The organism is Paenibacillus sp. R-74696 (assembly GCF_055814915.1).
Genome location: NZ_JBPULM010000029.1, coordinates 114,412 through 131,243 on the forward strand (window position 1 = coordinate 114,412; position 16,832 = coordinate 131,243).

At 49.3% G+C, this 16,832-nt stretch carries 15 protein-coding genes; 13 read left to right on the forward strand and 2 right to left on the reverse strand.

All coding sequences use genetic code 11. The features are described 5' to 3' along the window. Positions 1-76 precede the first annotated feature (76 nt). Positions 77-1,030, reverse strand: coding sequence for a ribose-phosphate diphosphokinase (locus tag ACSR9A_RS11630; RefSeq protein WP_473757392.1), 954 nt, complete (start codon positions 1,028-1,030; stop codon positions 77-79). 268 nt (positions 1,031-1,298) lie between these two features. On the opposite strand from ACSR9A_RS11630, the gene ACSR9A_RS11635 reads away from it, so the two are divergent. Beyond that, positions 1,299-1,808: a GNAT family N-acetyltransferase gene (locus ACSR9A_RS11635; RefSeq protein ID WP_473757393.1), complete on the forward strand. Its 510-nt coding sequence runs from the start codon at positions 1,299-1,301 to the stop codon at positions 1,806-1,808. Positions 1,809-2,025: 217 nt separating this feature from the next. On the opposite strand, the gene ACSR9A_RS11640 is transcribed toward ACSR9A_RS11635, so the two are convergent. After that, entirely contained in the window at positions 2,026-2,886 is an 861-nt protein-coding gene (locus ACSR9A_RS11640; protein ID WP_473757394.1) for an SDR family NAD(P)-dependent oxidoreductase, read from the reverse strand. 222 nt (positions 2,887-3,108) lie between these two features. Here ACSR9A_RS11640 and ACSR9A_RS11645 point away from each other — a divergent pair, with 222 nt between their 5' ends. The 12 genes from ACSR9A_RS11645 to ACSR9A_RS11700 form a co-directional block, all read left to right on the forward strand. Beyond that, positions 3,109-3,477 carry an MGMT family protein gene (locus tag ACSR9A_RS11645; RefSeq protein WP_473757409.1) on the forward strand — a complete coding sequence of 123 codons (369 nt, stop codon included), beginning with the start codon at positions 3,109-3,111 and terminating at the stop codon, positions 3,475-3,477. Positions 3,478-3,512: 35 nt separating this feature from the next. Further along, positions 3,513-4,694 carry a hypothetical protein gene (locus tag ACSR9A_RS11650; RefSeq protein ID WP_473757395.1) on the forward strand — a complete coding sequence of 394 codons (1,182 nt, stop codon included), beginning with the start codon at positions 3,513-3,515 and terminating at the stop codon, positions 4,692-4,694. A gap of 233 nt (positions 4,695-4,927) precedes the next feature. Continuing rightward, the gene (gene wsfD, locus ACSR9A_RS11655) at positions 4,928-6,454 is read left to right on the forward strand and encodes a glycan biosynthesis hexose transferase WsfD (protein WP_473757396.1); all 1,527 of its coding nucleotides are present in this window, start codon (positions 4,928-4,930) and stop codon (positions 6,452-6,454) included. A 4-nt stretch (positions 6,455-6,458) separates the two neighbouring features. Next, the gene (locus ACSR9A_RS11660) at positions 6,459-8,060 is read left to right on the forward strand and encodes a hypothetical protein (protein WP_473757397.1); all 1,602 of its coding nucleotides are present in this window, start codon (positions 6,459-6,461) and stop codon (positions 8,058-8,060) included. A gap of 10 nt (positions 8,061-8,070) precedes the next feature. Continuing rightward, entirely contained in the window at positions 8,071-9,321 is a 1,251-nt protein-coding gene (locus ACSR9A_RS11665) for a glycosyltransferase family 2 protein (protein WP_473757398.1), read from the forward strand. Between the two features lie 17 nt (positions 9,322-9,338). Further along, the gene (locus ACSR9A_RS11670) at positions 9,339-11,438 is read left to right on the forward strand and encodes a cellulose biosynthesis cyclic di-GMP-binding regulatory protein BcsB (protein ID WP_473757399.1); all 2,100 of its coding nucleotides are present in this window, start codon (positions 9,339-9,341) and stop codon (positions 11,436-11,438) included. Further along, positions 11,428-12,282 (forward strand): diguanylate cyclase domain-containing protein, encoded by an 855-nt coding sequence (locus ACSR9A_RS11675; protein WP_473757400.1) that lies wholly within the window; start codon positions 11,428-11,430, stop codon positions 12,280-12,282. Before ACSR9A_RS11670 ends, ACSR9A_RS11675 begins: the two co-directional genes overlap by 11 nt. A 253-nt stretch (positions 12,283-12,535) precedes the next feature. Further along, positions 12,536-13,009: a GNAT family N-acetyltransferase gene (locus ACSR9A_RS11680; protein ID WP_473757401.1), complete on the forward strand. Its 474-nt coding sequence runs from the start codon at positions 12,536-12,538 to the stop codon at positions 13,007-13,009. Between the two features lie 81 nt (positions 13,010-13,090). Beyond that, positions 13,091-13,606 (forward strand): phage tail protein, encoded by a 516-nt coding sequence (locus ACSR9A_RS11685; RefSeq protein ID WP_473757402.1) that lies wholly within the window; start codon positions 13,091-13,093, stop codon positions 13,604-13,606. Positions 13,607-13,647: 41 nt separating this feature from the next. Then, positions 13,648-14,166 (forward strand): phage tail protein, encoded by a 519-nt coding sequence (locus tag ACSR9A_RS11690; protein ID WP_473757403.1) that lies wholly within the window; start codon positions 13,648-13,650, stop codon positions 14,164-14,166. Between the two features lie 18 nt (positions 14,167-14,184). Further along, positions 14,185-14,718, forward strand: a complete 534-nt coding sequence (locus tag ACSR9A_RS11695) for a phage tail protein (protein ID WP_473757404.1) — start codon at positions 14,185-14,187, stop codon at positions 14,716-14,718. Between the two features lie 186 nt (positions 14,719-14,904). After that, positions 14,905-16,832, forward strand: a 1,928-nt coding sequence (locus tag ACSR9A_RS11700) for an FN3 associated domain-containing protein (protein ID WP_473757405.1), incomplete at its 3' end; no start/stop codon positions are given.

Genomic DNA, 16,832 nt, shown 5'->3' on the forward strand with positions numbered 1-16,832 from the left:
GGACATCCCTGCCCTCCCTCCTCCGCAGCAATCATCTTGCATGGGATCTATGATTACTGAAAAATGTATTCGGATGTTAAACCTTGCCTGAGTTAACCTGTGTATCGATGGAGCCGCCCTGAATAATAATTTGAACGGCAGAAGCGATGATCGGAGCTATTGGCAAAATGACAAGCTTTTCACCAAAAGACTCATGCTCCTCCTGCATCGCAATCGTATCGGTGACGACGATTTCGCTGATATTTGGCGAGGCCAGCAAATTGTGGGCCCCTCCCGAAAACAGTCCATGCGTAGCGCAAACATAAGCATTCTCGGCGCCATTTTGCTTAAGGGCATTAACGACATTGACGATTGTATTTCCGGTATCAATCAAATCCTCAATAATGATAGGCGTTTTGCCCGTTACATTCCCAATAATATGCGTTATTTCCGTCTGATTGTGAGCGGGGCGGTTTTTGATCATAATAGCGAATGGACAATCCAGCTCGCCCGCAAGCTTTTCCGCTGTTGAGGCGCGTCCTGCATCGGGAGAAACGACGACCGGATTTTTAATATTTTTGCTTTTCAAATGGTGGATAATAAGATCGAGGGCGGTTAAATGGTCAACCGGAATTTCGAAAAAGCCTTGAATCGGATCGGCATGCAGATCAATCGTTACGATGCGGTTGGCGCCTACAGTCGTCAGCACCTCGGCGACCAGCTTCGCCGAAATTGGCTCGCGGGGAGCGGTTTTTCGCTCTTGGCGGGCATAGCCATAATAGGGCAAGATCAAATTAATTTTATTGGCCGAAGCACGCTTGGCAGCATCAATGAGCACAAGCAGCTCCACCAAGTGCTCATTGACCGGATGGGACATCGCTTGAATGATGAAGACGTCACAGGTGCGGATAGGCTCCTGATAGGAAACGTGAATTTCCCCGCTTTGCTGGCGGGTAATAGCGACATCGCCAAGCGGCTGCCCAAGCAAAGAACAAACCTGCTGCGCGAGCTTGCGATTGGATGTACCGGAAAAAAGCTTTATTTTTTGCATCCTAAGCCTCCTAAAGGAAAAGCGTTTCACCAACTTTTTTGTTTTGAAGCTTGAAGCTTAAAGTCACACAAAACGCTGACTATTGGCATCATAGTATCGGACATCTCCGATGCGGTCTTTACAGAAATTATTCGCGGCATTGAAGATTTATTCGATGAATTACAATTACGACTACTGGGGGCTTGGATCGAAATACGTATATTGAGCTCAGAACACAAATTGGATATGCTAGAGAAGATAAAGCAGAGATAGAAAAGGAGCTGAGGGCATGGGCCAATCATTGCGAGTAGAAGAGCTGACAGAACTGAATGAGCATACGTTAGAGGAGTTAGTCGGGCTCATTGTCGAGGTCGTAGAGGATGGAGCGTCGATCGGCTTCCTGCCGCCCCTTAGCAGGGAGGATGCCAAAGCTTATTGGCAGGGAGTATTGGAGCCGGGCACATTGCTGTGGGTTGCCAAGGAGGGAGAGCGAATGGTCGGTACCGTACAGCTTCAGCTGGCGCAAAAGCAAAATGCGACCCACCGTGGGGAAATCGCCAAAATGATGGTGCAGCCCCAGCAGCGGCGCAAAGGCATTGCCAGACTGCTGATGCAGCAAGCGGAGGACCGGGCTGTTGCGGAAGGACGAAGCCTGCTCATTCTGGATACGCTGGAAGGAGCGCCTTCTAATATTTTGTACCAGTCGCTGGGCTTTACTGAAGCGGGGCGTATTCCGAAATTCGCTCGGTCAGGCGATGGCAACCTATATGCCACGGTATTATATTATAAAGAAATATAGCCTACTTACATATTCTAGAAAATAGGAGCTAATCGAGTGGTCGAAATAGAGCTAATACTCCCTAATAACGAAAATCGTCCAAAGCCCAATTAGAAGCTTATCGCTCTTAATTGGGCTTTAAAAAGAATCGTGTATTTCATCTGACTAAATATCAACTATATAAAGCTATTACAGCTCGATTTTTCACTGCTCTTTGGCGTTGCCGTTACAGTTATTGTTACTGGGGCTTCGCAAACTCCCGCTCATAAATCGAGCTGATGAGACTCAGCACTTTAGCGCTTTGGTCTGTGAATTTCAGCTCGGCGGCTTTGCCATTTACAAGATAAGAGCCGGGCGCTGCAAGCTTCTCCTTGCCGATTGCTGCTTCATAAAGCAGGGAAGCTCCCTTGCTCGGATGCGGGAAAAATAGCTTCATGATTGGCGTTATATAAAAAGGCAGGCCGGACTTTTTCCCTTTTCTAATCGTATTATTGCCGCCCGGGTCAACGCTGATGATGCGAAGCCCTTCAGCTGCCAGCTGCGGGGCCAGCTCCTTTGTCCACAAGGAAAGAGCGAGCTTGGAGGTGGAGTAGGGACCGAACAGCTTCTTGAATTCCGTTGGGCGCTCCAACGTTTGCGAGTCGAATTTCCTCAAGGTTTTGAAAGAGCTGGTCGATGTATTAACGATCGTCTTGTAGCTTCCTTTTTCCAGCAGCTCCTTCAGCTCCATAAAGACGGCATAAGGCGCGACCGTCTGCAAATCAAAATGCTGCTCCCGCCCTTGCTTGGTCATGGCAAGCTCCGAAAAGCTTCCTCCAGCATTATTGAAAAGCACATCAAGCTTTGCTTCTGCTTCTTTCATTCGCTTCAGTGCCTGCTTTAAGCTTGCAAAATCAGCTAAATCGGCTTTATACACGCGGAGCTGGCCCTTGCGCAGAGCAGCGTGCACCTCCTCGTCATCCTCTAGAAAATCGGAACGAATGAGCGCGGCGACATGCCAGCCTTCACCAAGCAGCCTGCGAGTCAGTTCAAGTCCAATTCCATTATTAGCGCCTGTAATGAGCGCGGTTGGTACATCTATTGGTTTGTTCCTCATCATGTATCCTCCTCTATATGGTTGAACCATCTCAGCAGCTAGCCGTTGCTGCTGCTCTTAATGGCATTAGCGTACAACTTGGAGTCAGCTCCAAGTCAAGCGATCCGGCAAAACTTTTTGAAACATAGGGCTTGCAAGTTTTTTAAGAAATGTAGAAACCAGTCGAATGCTGAAACATGTTACAATCTTTTCAAAAGAAAAATAAGCATTCTAACGGAGGCCATGATGCAGCCATTTACGAAAAGAGTCATTGAAATCATAAAATGCATTCCCTCAGGTGCTGTTATGAGCTATGGGCAAATTGCCGAGCTTGCGGGAAGCCGCAGAGGGGCACGCCAGGTTGTGCGGATTTTGCATACCCAGAGCAGTATTCATCAATTGCCGTGGCACCGGGTTGTTAATGCGCAGGGCGAAATCGCCATTCCGAATGAAGAGGGGAATATGGAGCAGCGGTCTCGCTTGGAGGAAGAGGGCATCGAGGTGAGTGTGCAGGGCAAGCTGGATTTGGCAAAATATCGTTTTAATCCGGCGCCAGCGGACATAATGGGAGCGTGGGATAACCTAGACCCAGACGATGTCGACCAGATGTTTTAAAAAAATGACCGGATTCAGAGAAACGAGGCAGATGGATGCGTAAAATACAAGCAAGCGATTCGGGCAAAAAAGTGATCCTAACCGCTATAACGTTCGTGTTATTGTTGACGGCATGTGGACGCTCGGAGCAGCCAGCTCCATCTGCATTGCCAACTTCCTCGGCAACGCCACAGGAGGCGCCTACGGCAGCATTGCTGCCAGAGCAGCATTATGGAGACAAGCTGCAAATGCAGGACAAGCGGCAGAAGCTGTATCATTTTATAACGACCGAGCTGTCCGGGACGGCTGGCTTTTATACGAATTTGCAGGATACGGAGCAAAATGCGGAGCTGACGACGGGGCATGAAATGCTCAGCGAGTCGGCAGGGCTTATGATGCGCTATAAGGCTCTAACGCAGCAAAAGGCTGCTTTTGAGGAAGAGTGGGCCCGCGCCAAGCAAACCTTTAATATGGAGACGGCATTCAGCTACCGCTTCAGCCCTAAGCTGCAGAAGCGTTATACGCTAAACGCGGCGGTTGACGATTTGCGCATCATTCGGGCGCTGTATGAGGCTGGAGACGTTTTTCAAAATGAAGGCTATAAGCAGGAAGCCGACAGCTTCGGCATGCGTTTTTACGAGCATAATGTGAAAAATGGCTATTTGTATGATTTTTATGATGAAACGTACAAAATAACGAATGAGTTTATTACGCTGTGTTACATCGATTTGAAGACGCTGAGACTGCTGCCTATTGAGGAGGGGGAGCGGCAAACGCTGATCGCTAATATGGAGAAAATCATTAAGGACGGTTATTTAACGGATGAATTTCCTTTTTATGAGACCCGTTATGATTATGGCAAGGGGAAATACAGCTCGGATCATATTAATATGGTGGAATCATTGCTGACGGTGCTTATTTTAGCCGAAATGGGTGAAGAAAAAGCCGAAAGCATCCGATACATAAAGGATAGGGTTAAGGCGGGGACGCTTTACGGCCAATACACGAAGGAAGGCGCAGCCACAACGGATACGCGCTCCACTGCCATCTACGCCATTACAGCGATGATTGGCTCCGTGATTGGGGATCAGACCCTTTATGCCGACAGTATTGGCAAAATGAATGAGTTCCAGATCGAGGAGGTCGGAAGCCCGCTGCTCGGCGGCTTTGGCGACACAGCTGCTCAGCAGGCCTACTCCTTCGATAATCTAATGGCTTTGCTTGCTTACACTTACTAAAAGCCTTTTTCAATCATTTTCCTTAGTAGAAACTTTGGAGAAAAAGGCAAGCGGAGTGAAAGGTTTGAGCTGGAGAAGCGGTAGCGTTCGCATTTGGCATTGGATTTCTACAGCTAAATCAGTTTTAATTCAAGAAATCCAATGGCAACAGCGATCGTAAGCCAAACCTTATACGCAGTGATGATCCTTTTTCACCAAATTTATAAACGATATTTAGAAAGAAGGCGCCCAACATGTTATTAGACAGGGCCAAGCACTACGCTCGGCGAGCCTACGCCTTATTCAGCCGATACCTTTCGCCTGCAAGCTTTGCGGCTTTGGCAGTGCTCATCATTACTATCATCGCCTTGTTCACGCCCCCGTATATTGGGATGGCAGACAACGGGGACTTTTTTCGTATTTTGTACAGCAACGGTTTATACTTTAACGCTCCCGATTATGACAGCCAATATCTCGGCCACTTTGTAAAGAATTTTGGCATTTTGCAATATTATAATGAAAATGGAACAACCTTTACGTCCTCGCAATCGTGGTTCATTCAATTGTCGATTGTGCTGAATACGCTGCTGGCCAGCAGCCAGGTGTTCGATGTGCGTTTTCAGGCAGCTATATTGACGATTCTTTACGTCATTGCGATTTATTTGCTCGTCGAGAGCCTGACTTGGAAAATAGCCCGTAAATACGGCTATATCATCGCGCTGCTGGCGATTTTTATGTTTGGAGACACTGGATATACGGCGTTTTTCAACTCTTTTTTCAGCGAAGGCATCGTGCTCATTATGATGATGCTCGTCTTTGCCTCAGGGCTGCTGCTTTACCGCCGCCGTTATAATGATTACGCGATGCTCGCCGTGTTTACGGTCAGCGGCTTCCTGCTTACAACGAGCAAGCAGCAAAATGCCCCGGTTGGTGTCATTATTGCCGTCATCGGCCTGTTCTACCTGTTCATCCATGTGAAGCGAACGTTCCGCGTGCTAATGCTGACATCGCTCACAGTTCTGATGCTGGCGGGCATTGCAACGTATGTGCTCATTCCGAAGGAGTTCGTCAACATTAACAAATACCATGCGATGACGCGGGGGGTGCTGATGGGCTCGGATGATCCGGAAGGCGCCTTAGAGGCGCTCGGTATGGACAAGCAATATGCGATTTTAAAGGACAGCATTTATTATGAGCCATTTACGACGGTGGATGTGGATTCGCCGATTTTGGAGGAAAACTTCTACAGCCAGTACGGCTTTGGCGCGATTGTCGGCTATTATATCAGCCATCCGGATCAGGCTGGCAGCATGCTGAATTTGGCAGCGAAAAATGCATTCAGCATCCGCCCTGCGGCGATGGGCAACTATGAAAAGTCGGCTGGCAAGCCGTTCGGCCAGCAGACGATCTTTTTCTCCGGCTACAGCTTGCTAAAAGAGGCGCTTGCGCCCAAAACCTTCGGCTTCATCGTCATCTGGATGATTGTCGTCGTTGGCGTATATATGCCGGCTTTCGTAGCGGCAATCAAGGCGCGCAATCTAAGGCGGGCTTCGCGCCTGCCGCTCATCGTCATGATGATGCTGGCTGGCTTATCCGGCATCTTCGTCTCGATTATCGGGGCGGGGGACGCCGATTTGGCCAAGCATGAATTTCTGTTTACCGCGGCCTTTGATCTCATTACGTTTTTGGTCATCGCTGACGGCGTGCGCCGCAGATTATGGCATAGCGAGCAGGAGCAGGATTCGCCAAATGAAATACATGTAGAGAGGCTGGGAAGGTGAGAAGGTGAAAAAAAGCAAATGTAGACAACCATTACCGAAAACGCTATTGAACCTGCTGCTGTTGCTCTGTTTGCTTTATGGTTCTTCCACTTCTTCTCTCGCTGCTGCCGCAGATAAGGAGGCGGAGCCGATCCGCGTGCTGCTGCTCTATGACAGCTTGGCCATTGGTACGCCAAAGGCTGGCAATGTAGAGGCGCTGCAGCAGCAGCTGGCCGCATTTGGAGCGGAGGTCACACTCCTCTCTGTAGACGGTTACTCAGTCGGTATGCTGGAGTCATACAGCAAGGTGATTCTAGTACGCAATGCAGCTGATATGGAGCTGACGAACGCCGCTTTTGTCCAAGATAGGGGAGCCTACCAAGGGGATTATTTTCACATCGGCGAGGAATTGCCCGCCCGGCAGCAGGAAGCGCTGCATATCGCCATTGAACAAACGCCGAGCGAGGAAACGATGCGGCTTGCGATTGGCCCGTTCTCGGATGAGGCGGTACGTGTGCAGAACACCCCGTACATCGTGATGCAGATGGCTGCCGAGCCTCAAGCCGAGGCATACGGCAGCTTTACGCCCAAGCAAAATGATGGGGCGAACGGGAATTCTCCCTACGCAGCGAGGAATGAGCATGCTGCGTATGTGCCTTATTTTCAGAAGGGGAATTTGAGCGAGCTGGCGATGTCGTATGTGCTGAAGGATTGGCTTGGGCTTTCCGAGCCGGGGCAAACCTACCTGCTTTTTAAGGAAATATACCCGTTTTCGGATTTAACGCTTTTGGCCGGGATGGCCGATAAATTATACGAGGCAGGCATTCCTTTTGCGATTAGTGTGCAGCCGGTTTTCAGCAATTCGGATTTCCCGGCGATGCAGCGCTATCTGGAGGCGCTAAAATATGTGCAGTCGCGTAACGGCTCTGTGCTGGTCAATGCGCCTGTCGTAGCTTCAACCATCGGTCAAAATGACCAGACGCTCAAAACGAAGATGACCTCGTTCATTGACGTATTAGCGGCTTACGGCATTGCCCCGCTCGGCATGGGGGCGGAAATGTATTGGTCCTACGACAAGGAATACGCTGTGGACGGCATGGGCTTCTTCGATTCGGCGGTGCTGCTCCCTAATAAGAAGCTGATGTTCCGCTCGCAGACGAACGTTTCCAAGCCCTTCGCCTCATCGCTTTACAGCATAAGCCCGAGCTTTCTAGCAGGCTTTGAACACCAGGGCAAGGCTTGGGAGCCGCTTCCGATGAATACGGCGCTAACGTATGATTTTGCTGAAAATGAAGCACAGCTGAGCGCCGATCTCGCCAGCATTACCGAGAGCTGGATGACCTTCGCGGATTATAAGCAACAAGGCCACGAGGTAAGGACCGAGGCGCATGTCATCCTTTCGCAAGACGGCCATATGACCATTAATGGTCAAGCCGTAGCCTTGAATGATGCGCTGCGGCAGGTCAGCTCTGATTATGAATACGCGGATAAGGGAACGGTAAGCTTTACCACCTTGTTTAATGTGCAAAATAAAATTTTTATCGTCATTATTATGGTGTCGCTCTTCATATTCGGCTTCCTCTTTATGATCGGATACCGACTATACAGACGCAAATACTTCAAATAAGGAGACAGCTATGACAATCGCAGACATCCTCATGTTGATTGCCGTTATCTGTATTTGGTCGCTCCTGCTCGTCAATGTGGTGCTGATTATCGCCGGCTATTTATTTTATATCCAGAGCGAAGGGAAGCCTGTACCGGAAATCAAGGGGGAGACTCCCTTTGTCACCATTATGGTACCGGCCCACAATGAGGGCAAGGTCATTACGAAGACGGTCGAATCGCTGCTGGCGCTTGATTATCCGCATGACCGCTACGAAATTATCGTCATTAACGATAATTCCTCGGATAATAGCGCCGTGCTGCTTGCCGAGGTGCAAGCCAGATACGCAGGACGCAATTTAATGGTTATCAACACCGACAAGGTTACAGGCGGCAAGGGCAAGTCGAATGCGCTCAACATTGGCTTCCAGCAGAGCCGCGGCGAGCTGATTGCCATTTATGACGCGGACAATACGCCGGAGCGCACAGCGCTTCGCTATCTGGTCGGTGAAATTACGAATGATGATACACTGGGCGCGGTCATCGGGAAGTTTCGCACACGCAACCGCGATACGAATCTGCTCACCCGTTTCATTAACATTGAGACGCTGTCCTTCCAATGGATGGCGCAGGCGGGCAGATGGAAGCTGTTCAAGCTTTGCACGATACCCGGCACGAACTTCATCATGTGGCGTCATATCGTCGAGCGGATTGGCGGCTGGGATGTGAAGGCGATTGCCGAGGATACCGAGATCAGCTTCCGCATTTATATGATGGGGTACCGAATCAAGTTTCAGCCGAAGGCCGTCACCTGGGAGCAGGAGCCGCAAACGGTCAAGGTATGGTTCAAGCAGCGGACGCGCTGGGCGAAGGGCAATATTTATGTCATTGTGAAAAATATCCCCTTGCTGTTTGACCGCTCTGCAACGAATATCCGCTTTGATATTTTATATTTTTTATCGATTTATTTTCTTCTGCTTACGTCGCTCGTTATGTCGGATCTGCTGCTGATTCTTCACGCTTTAGGTTATGTACATACGACAATTGCCGGATTCAGCTCCTTCCTCTGGGTGCTGGCGGTCACGCTGTTTATAGTAGGCACTTATATTACGCTAACGACGGAAAAGGGAGAGCTGAGGCTGTCCAATGTATGGATTATTATGCTGATGTACGTATCCTATTGCCAAATGTGGATGGTTGTTGCCGCCTACGGCTTATATACCTACCTCAAGGATTTAGTGTTTAAGCGTGAAGCAAAATGGTACAAAACCGAACGTTATTAAAGCTGGAGGAGAGCATCATGAAAATACGCATATTCGTCATTACCTTCCTTTGCATGGCGATGCTGCTGGGCCAGTTGGGCCTGCTTGGAACAACTACGGCAAGCGCAGCAGAGGCACCGGGCACAGAAAGCTATAAGATTTCATTCATTACAGCCGACACATCCATGTCGGGTGTAATGGCGACGCGCCAGGACTTTTTTCAAATACCGTCTTATTGGAATGTAAGCAGCGTCACCGTCAATGTTGACTATATGGTGTCGCAGTTGGCCGACAAGGACCGTTCCAGCGTCACCTTGGCAATTAACGGCGTAGCCTTTTATTCGTTCCGCCCAGACCGCACAGTGGAGAAAAAGCAGCGCCTTAGCGTAACGATTCCGCGCGAGCTGCTGGCGGAAGGCACAAACACGCTGTCAACAGTAGGAAGCATCGAGACGATCGTCAATGATCAAATGTGCTCGCCAGACGAGGCTCGGGATAATTGGCTGCAGCTGTACAGCAGCTCAAGCGTCGATGTTCGTTATGTGAGCAAGCCGCTGGACGGCTCCATCCGTGATTTTAATGAGCGGTTTACGGGCCTTGATACGGGAAGCAAAAGCTTGAATACCATTGCGGTGCCGAAGCAGGCAGCATCTTCCGAGCTGGAAGCGGCTGTCTATGCGCTGTCGGGCTTTGCCAAGGCGAATACGCTTCAGGACAAGACGATTCCACTGCTTGCCTTCGATGATGAATATTATGCGGGCAAAAAGCTCGTAACGGCTGTAGCTTTGTATGATCAGCTCCCAAGCGGGCTGAAAACAGCCGTTGGCACGCCTGATTTGAACGGCAAAGGCTTAATTCAGCTCGTGCGCCAAGGCGAGCAATGGACGCTCGTTGTGACCGCGAAGGATGAGGCGCTGCTGGTGAAGGCGAGCCGCCTTGTGGCGAATCAGGCACTAATGGCGCAGCTCGATAGCGACCGCAAAATCGTCGACGAGAGCACGGATGTATCGACGCCTGTGGTCAACATTAGCCGAAATGTCGTATTGACTGAAGCAGGCGATGAGCTGAAGGGCCCGCGCCATCAGGAAAAAGCTTATTTTGTTTCGCTGCCGGCCAACCGTTCCATCGCTGACGCAAGCAAAATCAGCCTCGATTTCCGCTATGCAAAAAACCTGGATTTTGACCGTTCGATGATGACGGTACTCATTAACAATACGCCAATCGGCAGCAAGAAGCTGACGGAGGAGCTGGCAAATGGCGATTCGATTACACTGCCAATTCCGAAAAATCTGGACATTTCCGGCAACTTCTCCGTCGTTGTCGCCTTTGATCTAGAGCTGGAAAACGCCGTTTGTGTGCAAAATCAGAACCAAATGCCATGGGCTTTCGTGACGAAGGATTCCATGCTGCAATTGAATACGAAGGACCGGACGGAGCTGTTGTTCAACAACTATCCGTATCCATTTTTACGAGATGGAGCATTTAATCAGGTAGCGGTTGTACTGCCAAAGGAAAGCGATTCCTACACTTATCGTACGGTAGCCAACCTGTTCAATTTGCTCGGACAGTATGCTGAAGGCAATACGGGAGACGTTCTCTTTTATAACGATGATGTCGCTGCTGATGTTTTGAAAGCCCGCAACGTCATCGCGATTGGAACCTTCCAAAGCAACAAGGTCATTCGGGATCATAATGACGCGCTGTACTTCAAATATGATGCGAATGGCGCAGGCTTGCAGTCCAATGAAAAAATGAGCATTGACTCCGATTACGGCAAGCGCATCGGGACCTTGCAGCTGATTGATTCCCCGTATGAGGCGGGACATGGCTTGCTCGCCGTTACTGGGGCAGACTCGGAATATTATTATTTAGCCTCCAAGCTGGTCGCCAGCCAAGGGACGGTATGGAAGGTGTTCGGCGATGGCGTATCGACGGACAAGGACGGCAATATAAACGCATTTCGGTTTAAAAAAGAGGCCGAGCCGGAGCAATCCTCCGTCATTAGCAATGTGATGGAGCGCACCGATGTGCTCAGCTTCGTGATCGCGGCAGCGCTTGTCATGGTGCTGGTGCTCGTATCGCTGATCTTCCTGGCTCGCAAATATCGCAGAAGACGGGGTGATCGCGATGAGGCGTAATCAGAGCAGTCTTATTTCCGACAGCGGCTTCCTGCTGCTCATCGTCGTCAGCTTTATTTGTATCGTATTTACAGCGGGAGATCCTGACCGTTATTTGCAAAATATTATTTTTCTAAATATCGCTTTCCTGATTGCGATCATTACGTATTTCACGAATGTGACGACAGGGCTGATTCTCAACATTCTGTTTATTTTCGGCTTCGGTACCTATACGCTGTATGGAACGCTTGTGGGCGGAGAGGCGGTCAGCAGCGGCAATTATTTCTGGCTCGTCATGACGCCGGTATTCACCTTGGTGACGTGGATGTTTACGCTCGCGGGCAGACAGCTCCAAACGGAAAATGAACAGCTCAAGAAAACAAACAGCCGATTGGCGACGATGGATGAAAATACGAACCTGCGCAACAGCCGCTCGTTCCAAAATGACGCTGCCGTCTTCATGGCGCTGTCCACTCGATATCAAATTCCGCTCACGCTGCTTGTTGTGAACGTGAAATATTGGGATGAGCTGCGGCGGATGGTCAGCGAGGAACGGATGACGGAAGCGATCTTTGAGCTTTCGCAGATGAGCCAGACGAGTATTCGGACGAATGATTCGATTTATATGCTCAGCAAGGATAATCCGACTTGGGGGCTGCTGCTGTTCACGGACCGCCAAGGGGCGAACATTGTCATTGAGCGCTTGCGCCATAAAATTCAGGAGTTTAATTCCGCTGAGTTTTCGCACAAATACAAGGTGGAGCTGAGCCTGAAAATCGGGGCGCTGCAATATGAGCCGGAAACAATCCCGACGCCGCTTGATTTCATCGTGCAGGCGCGGAAGCAGCTGGAGTATGATGTGTAAGCTGCAAGGATAATGGAAAGACGAATACCAAACGGATAGCGGTTGGACAAATAGTAAGTTATAGAGAACCCCTTGATTTCAAGGGGTTCTTTTTTGCGGAAAATAATCACCTATTTTATTGAAGTTAAATTTAAATTCAATAGAAGTTAAATTTAAAATAAAATGTCGAATATGAAGGAGGATTGTAAATTTAGATGTAGAATAGTTAATTATGGAAATCACTTTTTTTGGTTGATTTAGGAGGGGATAGCAGGTGCTTACGGGCAGGCTTCATATGGCACAGGCAGAGGAGAAGCATCATTCATTTCTATATCGAGTTTATGCGAGTACCCGTGAGGAAGAAGTAGGGCAATGGGGCTGGGAAGAATCGTTTCAGCAGGCCTTTCTACGGATGCAATATGATTTGCAGAAGCGCTCCTATGAGTCGCAGTATCCGGATGCGGAGAACTATATTTTAATGAAGGATGATTTCCAAATCGGGGTTTGCATGCTTGTTCGCAAGGCAGATAAAATGATACTCGTTAATGTGGCGCTGCTGCCTGCTTTTCGAAATTCCGGTTATGGCACGTATTTGCTGCAGGAGCTTCAGAGTGAAGCAACCGATAGAAAACAGCCCATTCAACTTCATGTGATGCAGGGCAATGTGGCACACCGTTTATATGAAAGACTAGGGTTTGTTAAGATAGAGGAGCAAGGGATGCATTCGTTGATGGAATGGAAGCCCTAGCAGCTTTGGAGACAGAGCAGGACCTTGACTCGGCTATCGTTTTTCAATGAATATCTACGAAAAATCGGGGGGATTTAGACAATGAGTGAGGCTTTTCTTGGTGAAATTCGCATGTTCGCTGGCAATTATGCTCCAGTGGGCTGGGCGAGATGTGAAGGTCAAACCTTAAAAATTTCGGAAAATGATGCTTTGTTTATGTTATTAGGCACTACCTATGGCGGTGATGGTCAAGTAGACTTTGGATTGCCAGACCTGAGAGGAAGGATTCCTATTCATAAAGGCTCCACTTACTCGTTAGGCATGATCGGAGGGACAGAAAGTGTTACGCTCCAAGCCTCTCAATTGCCAGCCCACACTCACCCCGCTATACCAGCTCAAACCGCCGGAAGTGACGCTTCTCCCCAGAATAATACTTGGGCGAAAGCAGCTGTATACTCCACAGGTCTTGATGGCAACAACAACCCACTTTCACGTAATCCTATGAATAACAATAGTGTTTCATACTTAGGAGACAGTCAGCCTCATAGTAATATGATGCCATCCGTGACCCTGTCTTTCATTATTGCCCTTCAAGGCATTTTTCCACCACAGTCTTAGTTATTTATGAGATTTAGCACTTTAAATATAGGAGGATGAAAATGCAACCATTTCTTGGTGAAATTAGAGCGTTCCCGTATGGATTTACACCGAAAGGCTGGGCTTCCTGCAATGGGCAATTATTAAACTTATCGAGCAACCAAGCTTTGTTTTCGCTTCTTGGCACGTATTATGGCGGGAATGGCAGGGAGAATTTTGCCCTTCCGAATTTACAGGGGAGAGTTCCCATTCATGTTCATGTTGGAGAGAAGGTTGAAAATCCAATTCCGATTGGAAGTGCGGCAGGAGAAGCGGCTCATACATTAACGGTCAAGGAAATGCCGATGCATACGCATCAGCTCTCTGCTTCTACAGAAACGGCAGATCAAGTAACTCCATCAGGAAATATATGGGCGAATACGCCTTATACGCCTTATGCTCCTCTGTCGTCGGGGAACGTTCAAATGAATGCAGGAGCTATTGCAGCAGTGGGCGGCAGCCAGTCGCACAACAATATGCAGCCCTATTTGGCGTTGAATTATTGTATCGCTACTACGGGCATTTACCCATCAAGAGGTTAAAGGAGGCAGTTTTATTATATGGATGCATATATAGGTGAAATACGCATTTTTGCGGGGAATTTTCCACCGATGAACTGGGCGCTTTGCAACGGAGATATTTTACCAGTTCAAAGGTATACAACTCTGTTTTCTATACTTGGCAACCAATATGGCGGAGATGGTAAAACAACCTTTGCTTTGCCAAATTTACAGGGTGCGGCTCCTATGGGGCAGGGAGAAGGTCCTGGGCTTACGCCAACGACGGTAGGCGAGCAGAGTGGAGACGCGGGAGTCACACTTTTGACTAGTCAAATGCCTCGCCACACTCATAGTGCAATCGGAATTACAGCGCAGCAGAACTCCGATGATCCAGCTAATCATTATTGGGCGGAGACGAGCGGAGAAGGGCGGCCACCAGCTCAGCGACCGCTCTATAAATTAGCAAATAATACGTTAATGAGTCCTCAAGCGCTTGCACCTACAGGTGGAAGTCAGTCGCATAATAATATGCAGCCATATTTGGCCATGAATTTCATAATATGCATTAATGGAGATTATCCTCCAAGACAGTAGATGAAGCACAGGCTGACCAGTAGTGGATTATGATGGAAGTCTCTTTATTGAAAGAAGATTGATTTTTTTATGGCGGGTGCAGGAAATCTCGGCAGATGTCTGAGAGAGCACCCGTTTTTTTGAGTGGGAGTAGTAAAAATTGGTAAATAAGCGAAAATTTCTATTAGAACAAGGGGAGATGCGGTTATGAGACATCAATTAGCTGGGCAGAGCAATACTAAAGTCACGATGAAGCGAGGCGAGCTTGGCAGCCCGATCAAGCGGGCTGCTGTGTTGCTGCTTGTGTTTGCTATGATGTTTAATTTGCTGCCAGCAGGCCTGAATGCGGCTTCCGGGACAGCGGATGGGACTTATGATTTTGGTGATACCTTAGGGGCAAATAATTCAGGCGGATCGGGCTTCAAGAAGCAGGGAGATAAGTTTGTCGTAACGAATGGCTTTGCAAAGGAAGGAACTTCCTTATGGTCGGAGCATTTGCAGAGTTCAAATACGACGGGCGAGCTTGTCATTAAGGCGGAAGGGCAGAACGTGCTAGGCAGCTTTACCTTTAGAGATTTAGGTATTTCTGCATATTCCAATTTGACGAGTCCGAGTCTTGATTTGCTCACCCTTACTTTAAAGGATGCTGGAGGGGCAGAGATTGCTACGCACTCTAACACAGGTAACGTTAACCTGCGTGAGAACAATGTGAACAAGAAGTTTCAAGTTTCGACTTTATTAGGAAATGGATCCTCGTACAACTACTCGAATGTTGCTTCTGTAACGCTTCAATGGCGCTTTGCAAATTCTCTCGCGCCATCCAACTTGAATATTGATGACATCACGTTGTCGAATATGATTAGTCCTGTACCGCAGGACACGCCAACGTTTAATCCAGCGGCGGGAGCAGTCGCGTTTGGAACAGAGCTGCAAATTGTATCGGCAGGAGCCGAGCATATTTACTACACGACAGATGGAAGCACGCCAGCGACGGCGGTAGGTGGCTCGACGCTGGAATATAATGCGGCAGCGAAGCCAACAATTAGCGCAGCCATGACCGTGAAGGCGCTTGCGACGAAGACCAACAAAGCGAATAGTGCGGTAGGCAGTGCGAGTTATACGCAAGCTGCAACGGCGAATTTGACGGGTCTGGCGCTGAGCGGCAGTCCGAGTGGCTTTACTTTTGCTGGCGGCACGTATACGTATAACAGCGTGACGGTAGCTAATGGTGTTGCGAGCGTACAGGTAACGCCGAGCGGAACAGGCACACTGACCGTGGACGGAGCGACGGTAGCGAGCGGTGTAGCTTCGTCAGCGATTACGCTTACGCCGGGAGTGGAGCGCACGATTACCGTTGTAGCAACAGAAACGGGAAAAAGTGCAAAAACGTATGTCATTAAAGTGACACGCGAGCAGGCAACACAGGCAACGCCAACGTTTAACCCAATAGCTGGAGCGGTGGCATTTGGTACAGAGCTGGAGATATTGTCAGCAGGAGCCGACCACATCTACTATACGACAGACGGAAGCACGCCAGCGACGGCGGTAGGCGGCTCGACGCTGGAATATAATGCAGCAGCGAAGCCGACGATTAGTGCAGCTGTGACGGTGAAGGCGATTGCCACGAAGGCAGGCAATCTGGACAGTGCTGTAGGCAGCGTAAGCTATACACAAGCTGCTACAGCGAATTTATCGGGCCTCGCGCTAAGCGGCAGCCCGAGTGGTTTTGTGTTTGCCGGCGGCACGTATACGTATAATGGCGTAACGGTAGCCAATGGTGTTGCGAGCGTGACAGTAACGCCAAGCGGAGCAGGCACATTGACCGTGGACGGAGCGACGGTAGCGAGCGGAGTAGCCTCGTCGGCGATTACGCTTACGCCGGGAGTGGAACGCACGATTACCGTTGTAGCAACAGAAACGGGAAAAAGTGCAAAAACGTATGTCATTAAAGTGACACGCGAGCAGGTAGCGCAGGCAACGCCGACATTTAATCCAGCGGCGGGAGCGGTGGCTTTCGGTACGGAACTAGAGATTGTATCGGCAGGGGCCGACCACATCTACTACACGACGGACGGAAGCACGCCAGCGACGGCGGTAGGCGGCTCGACGCTGGAGTATAATGCGTCAGCGAAGCC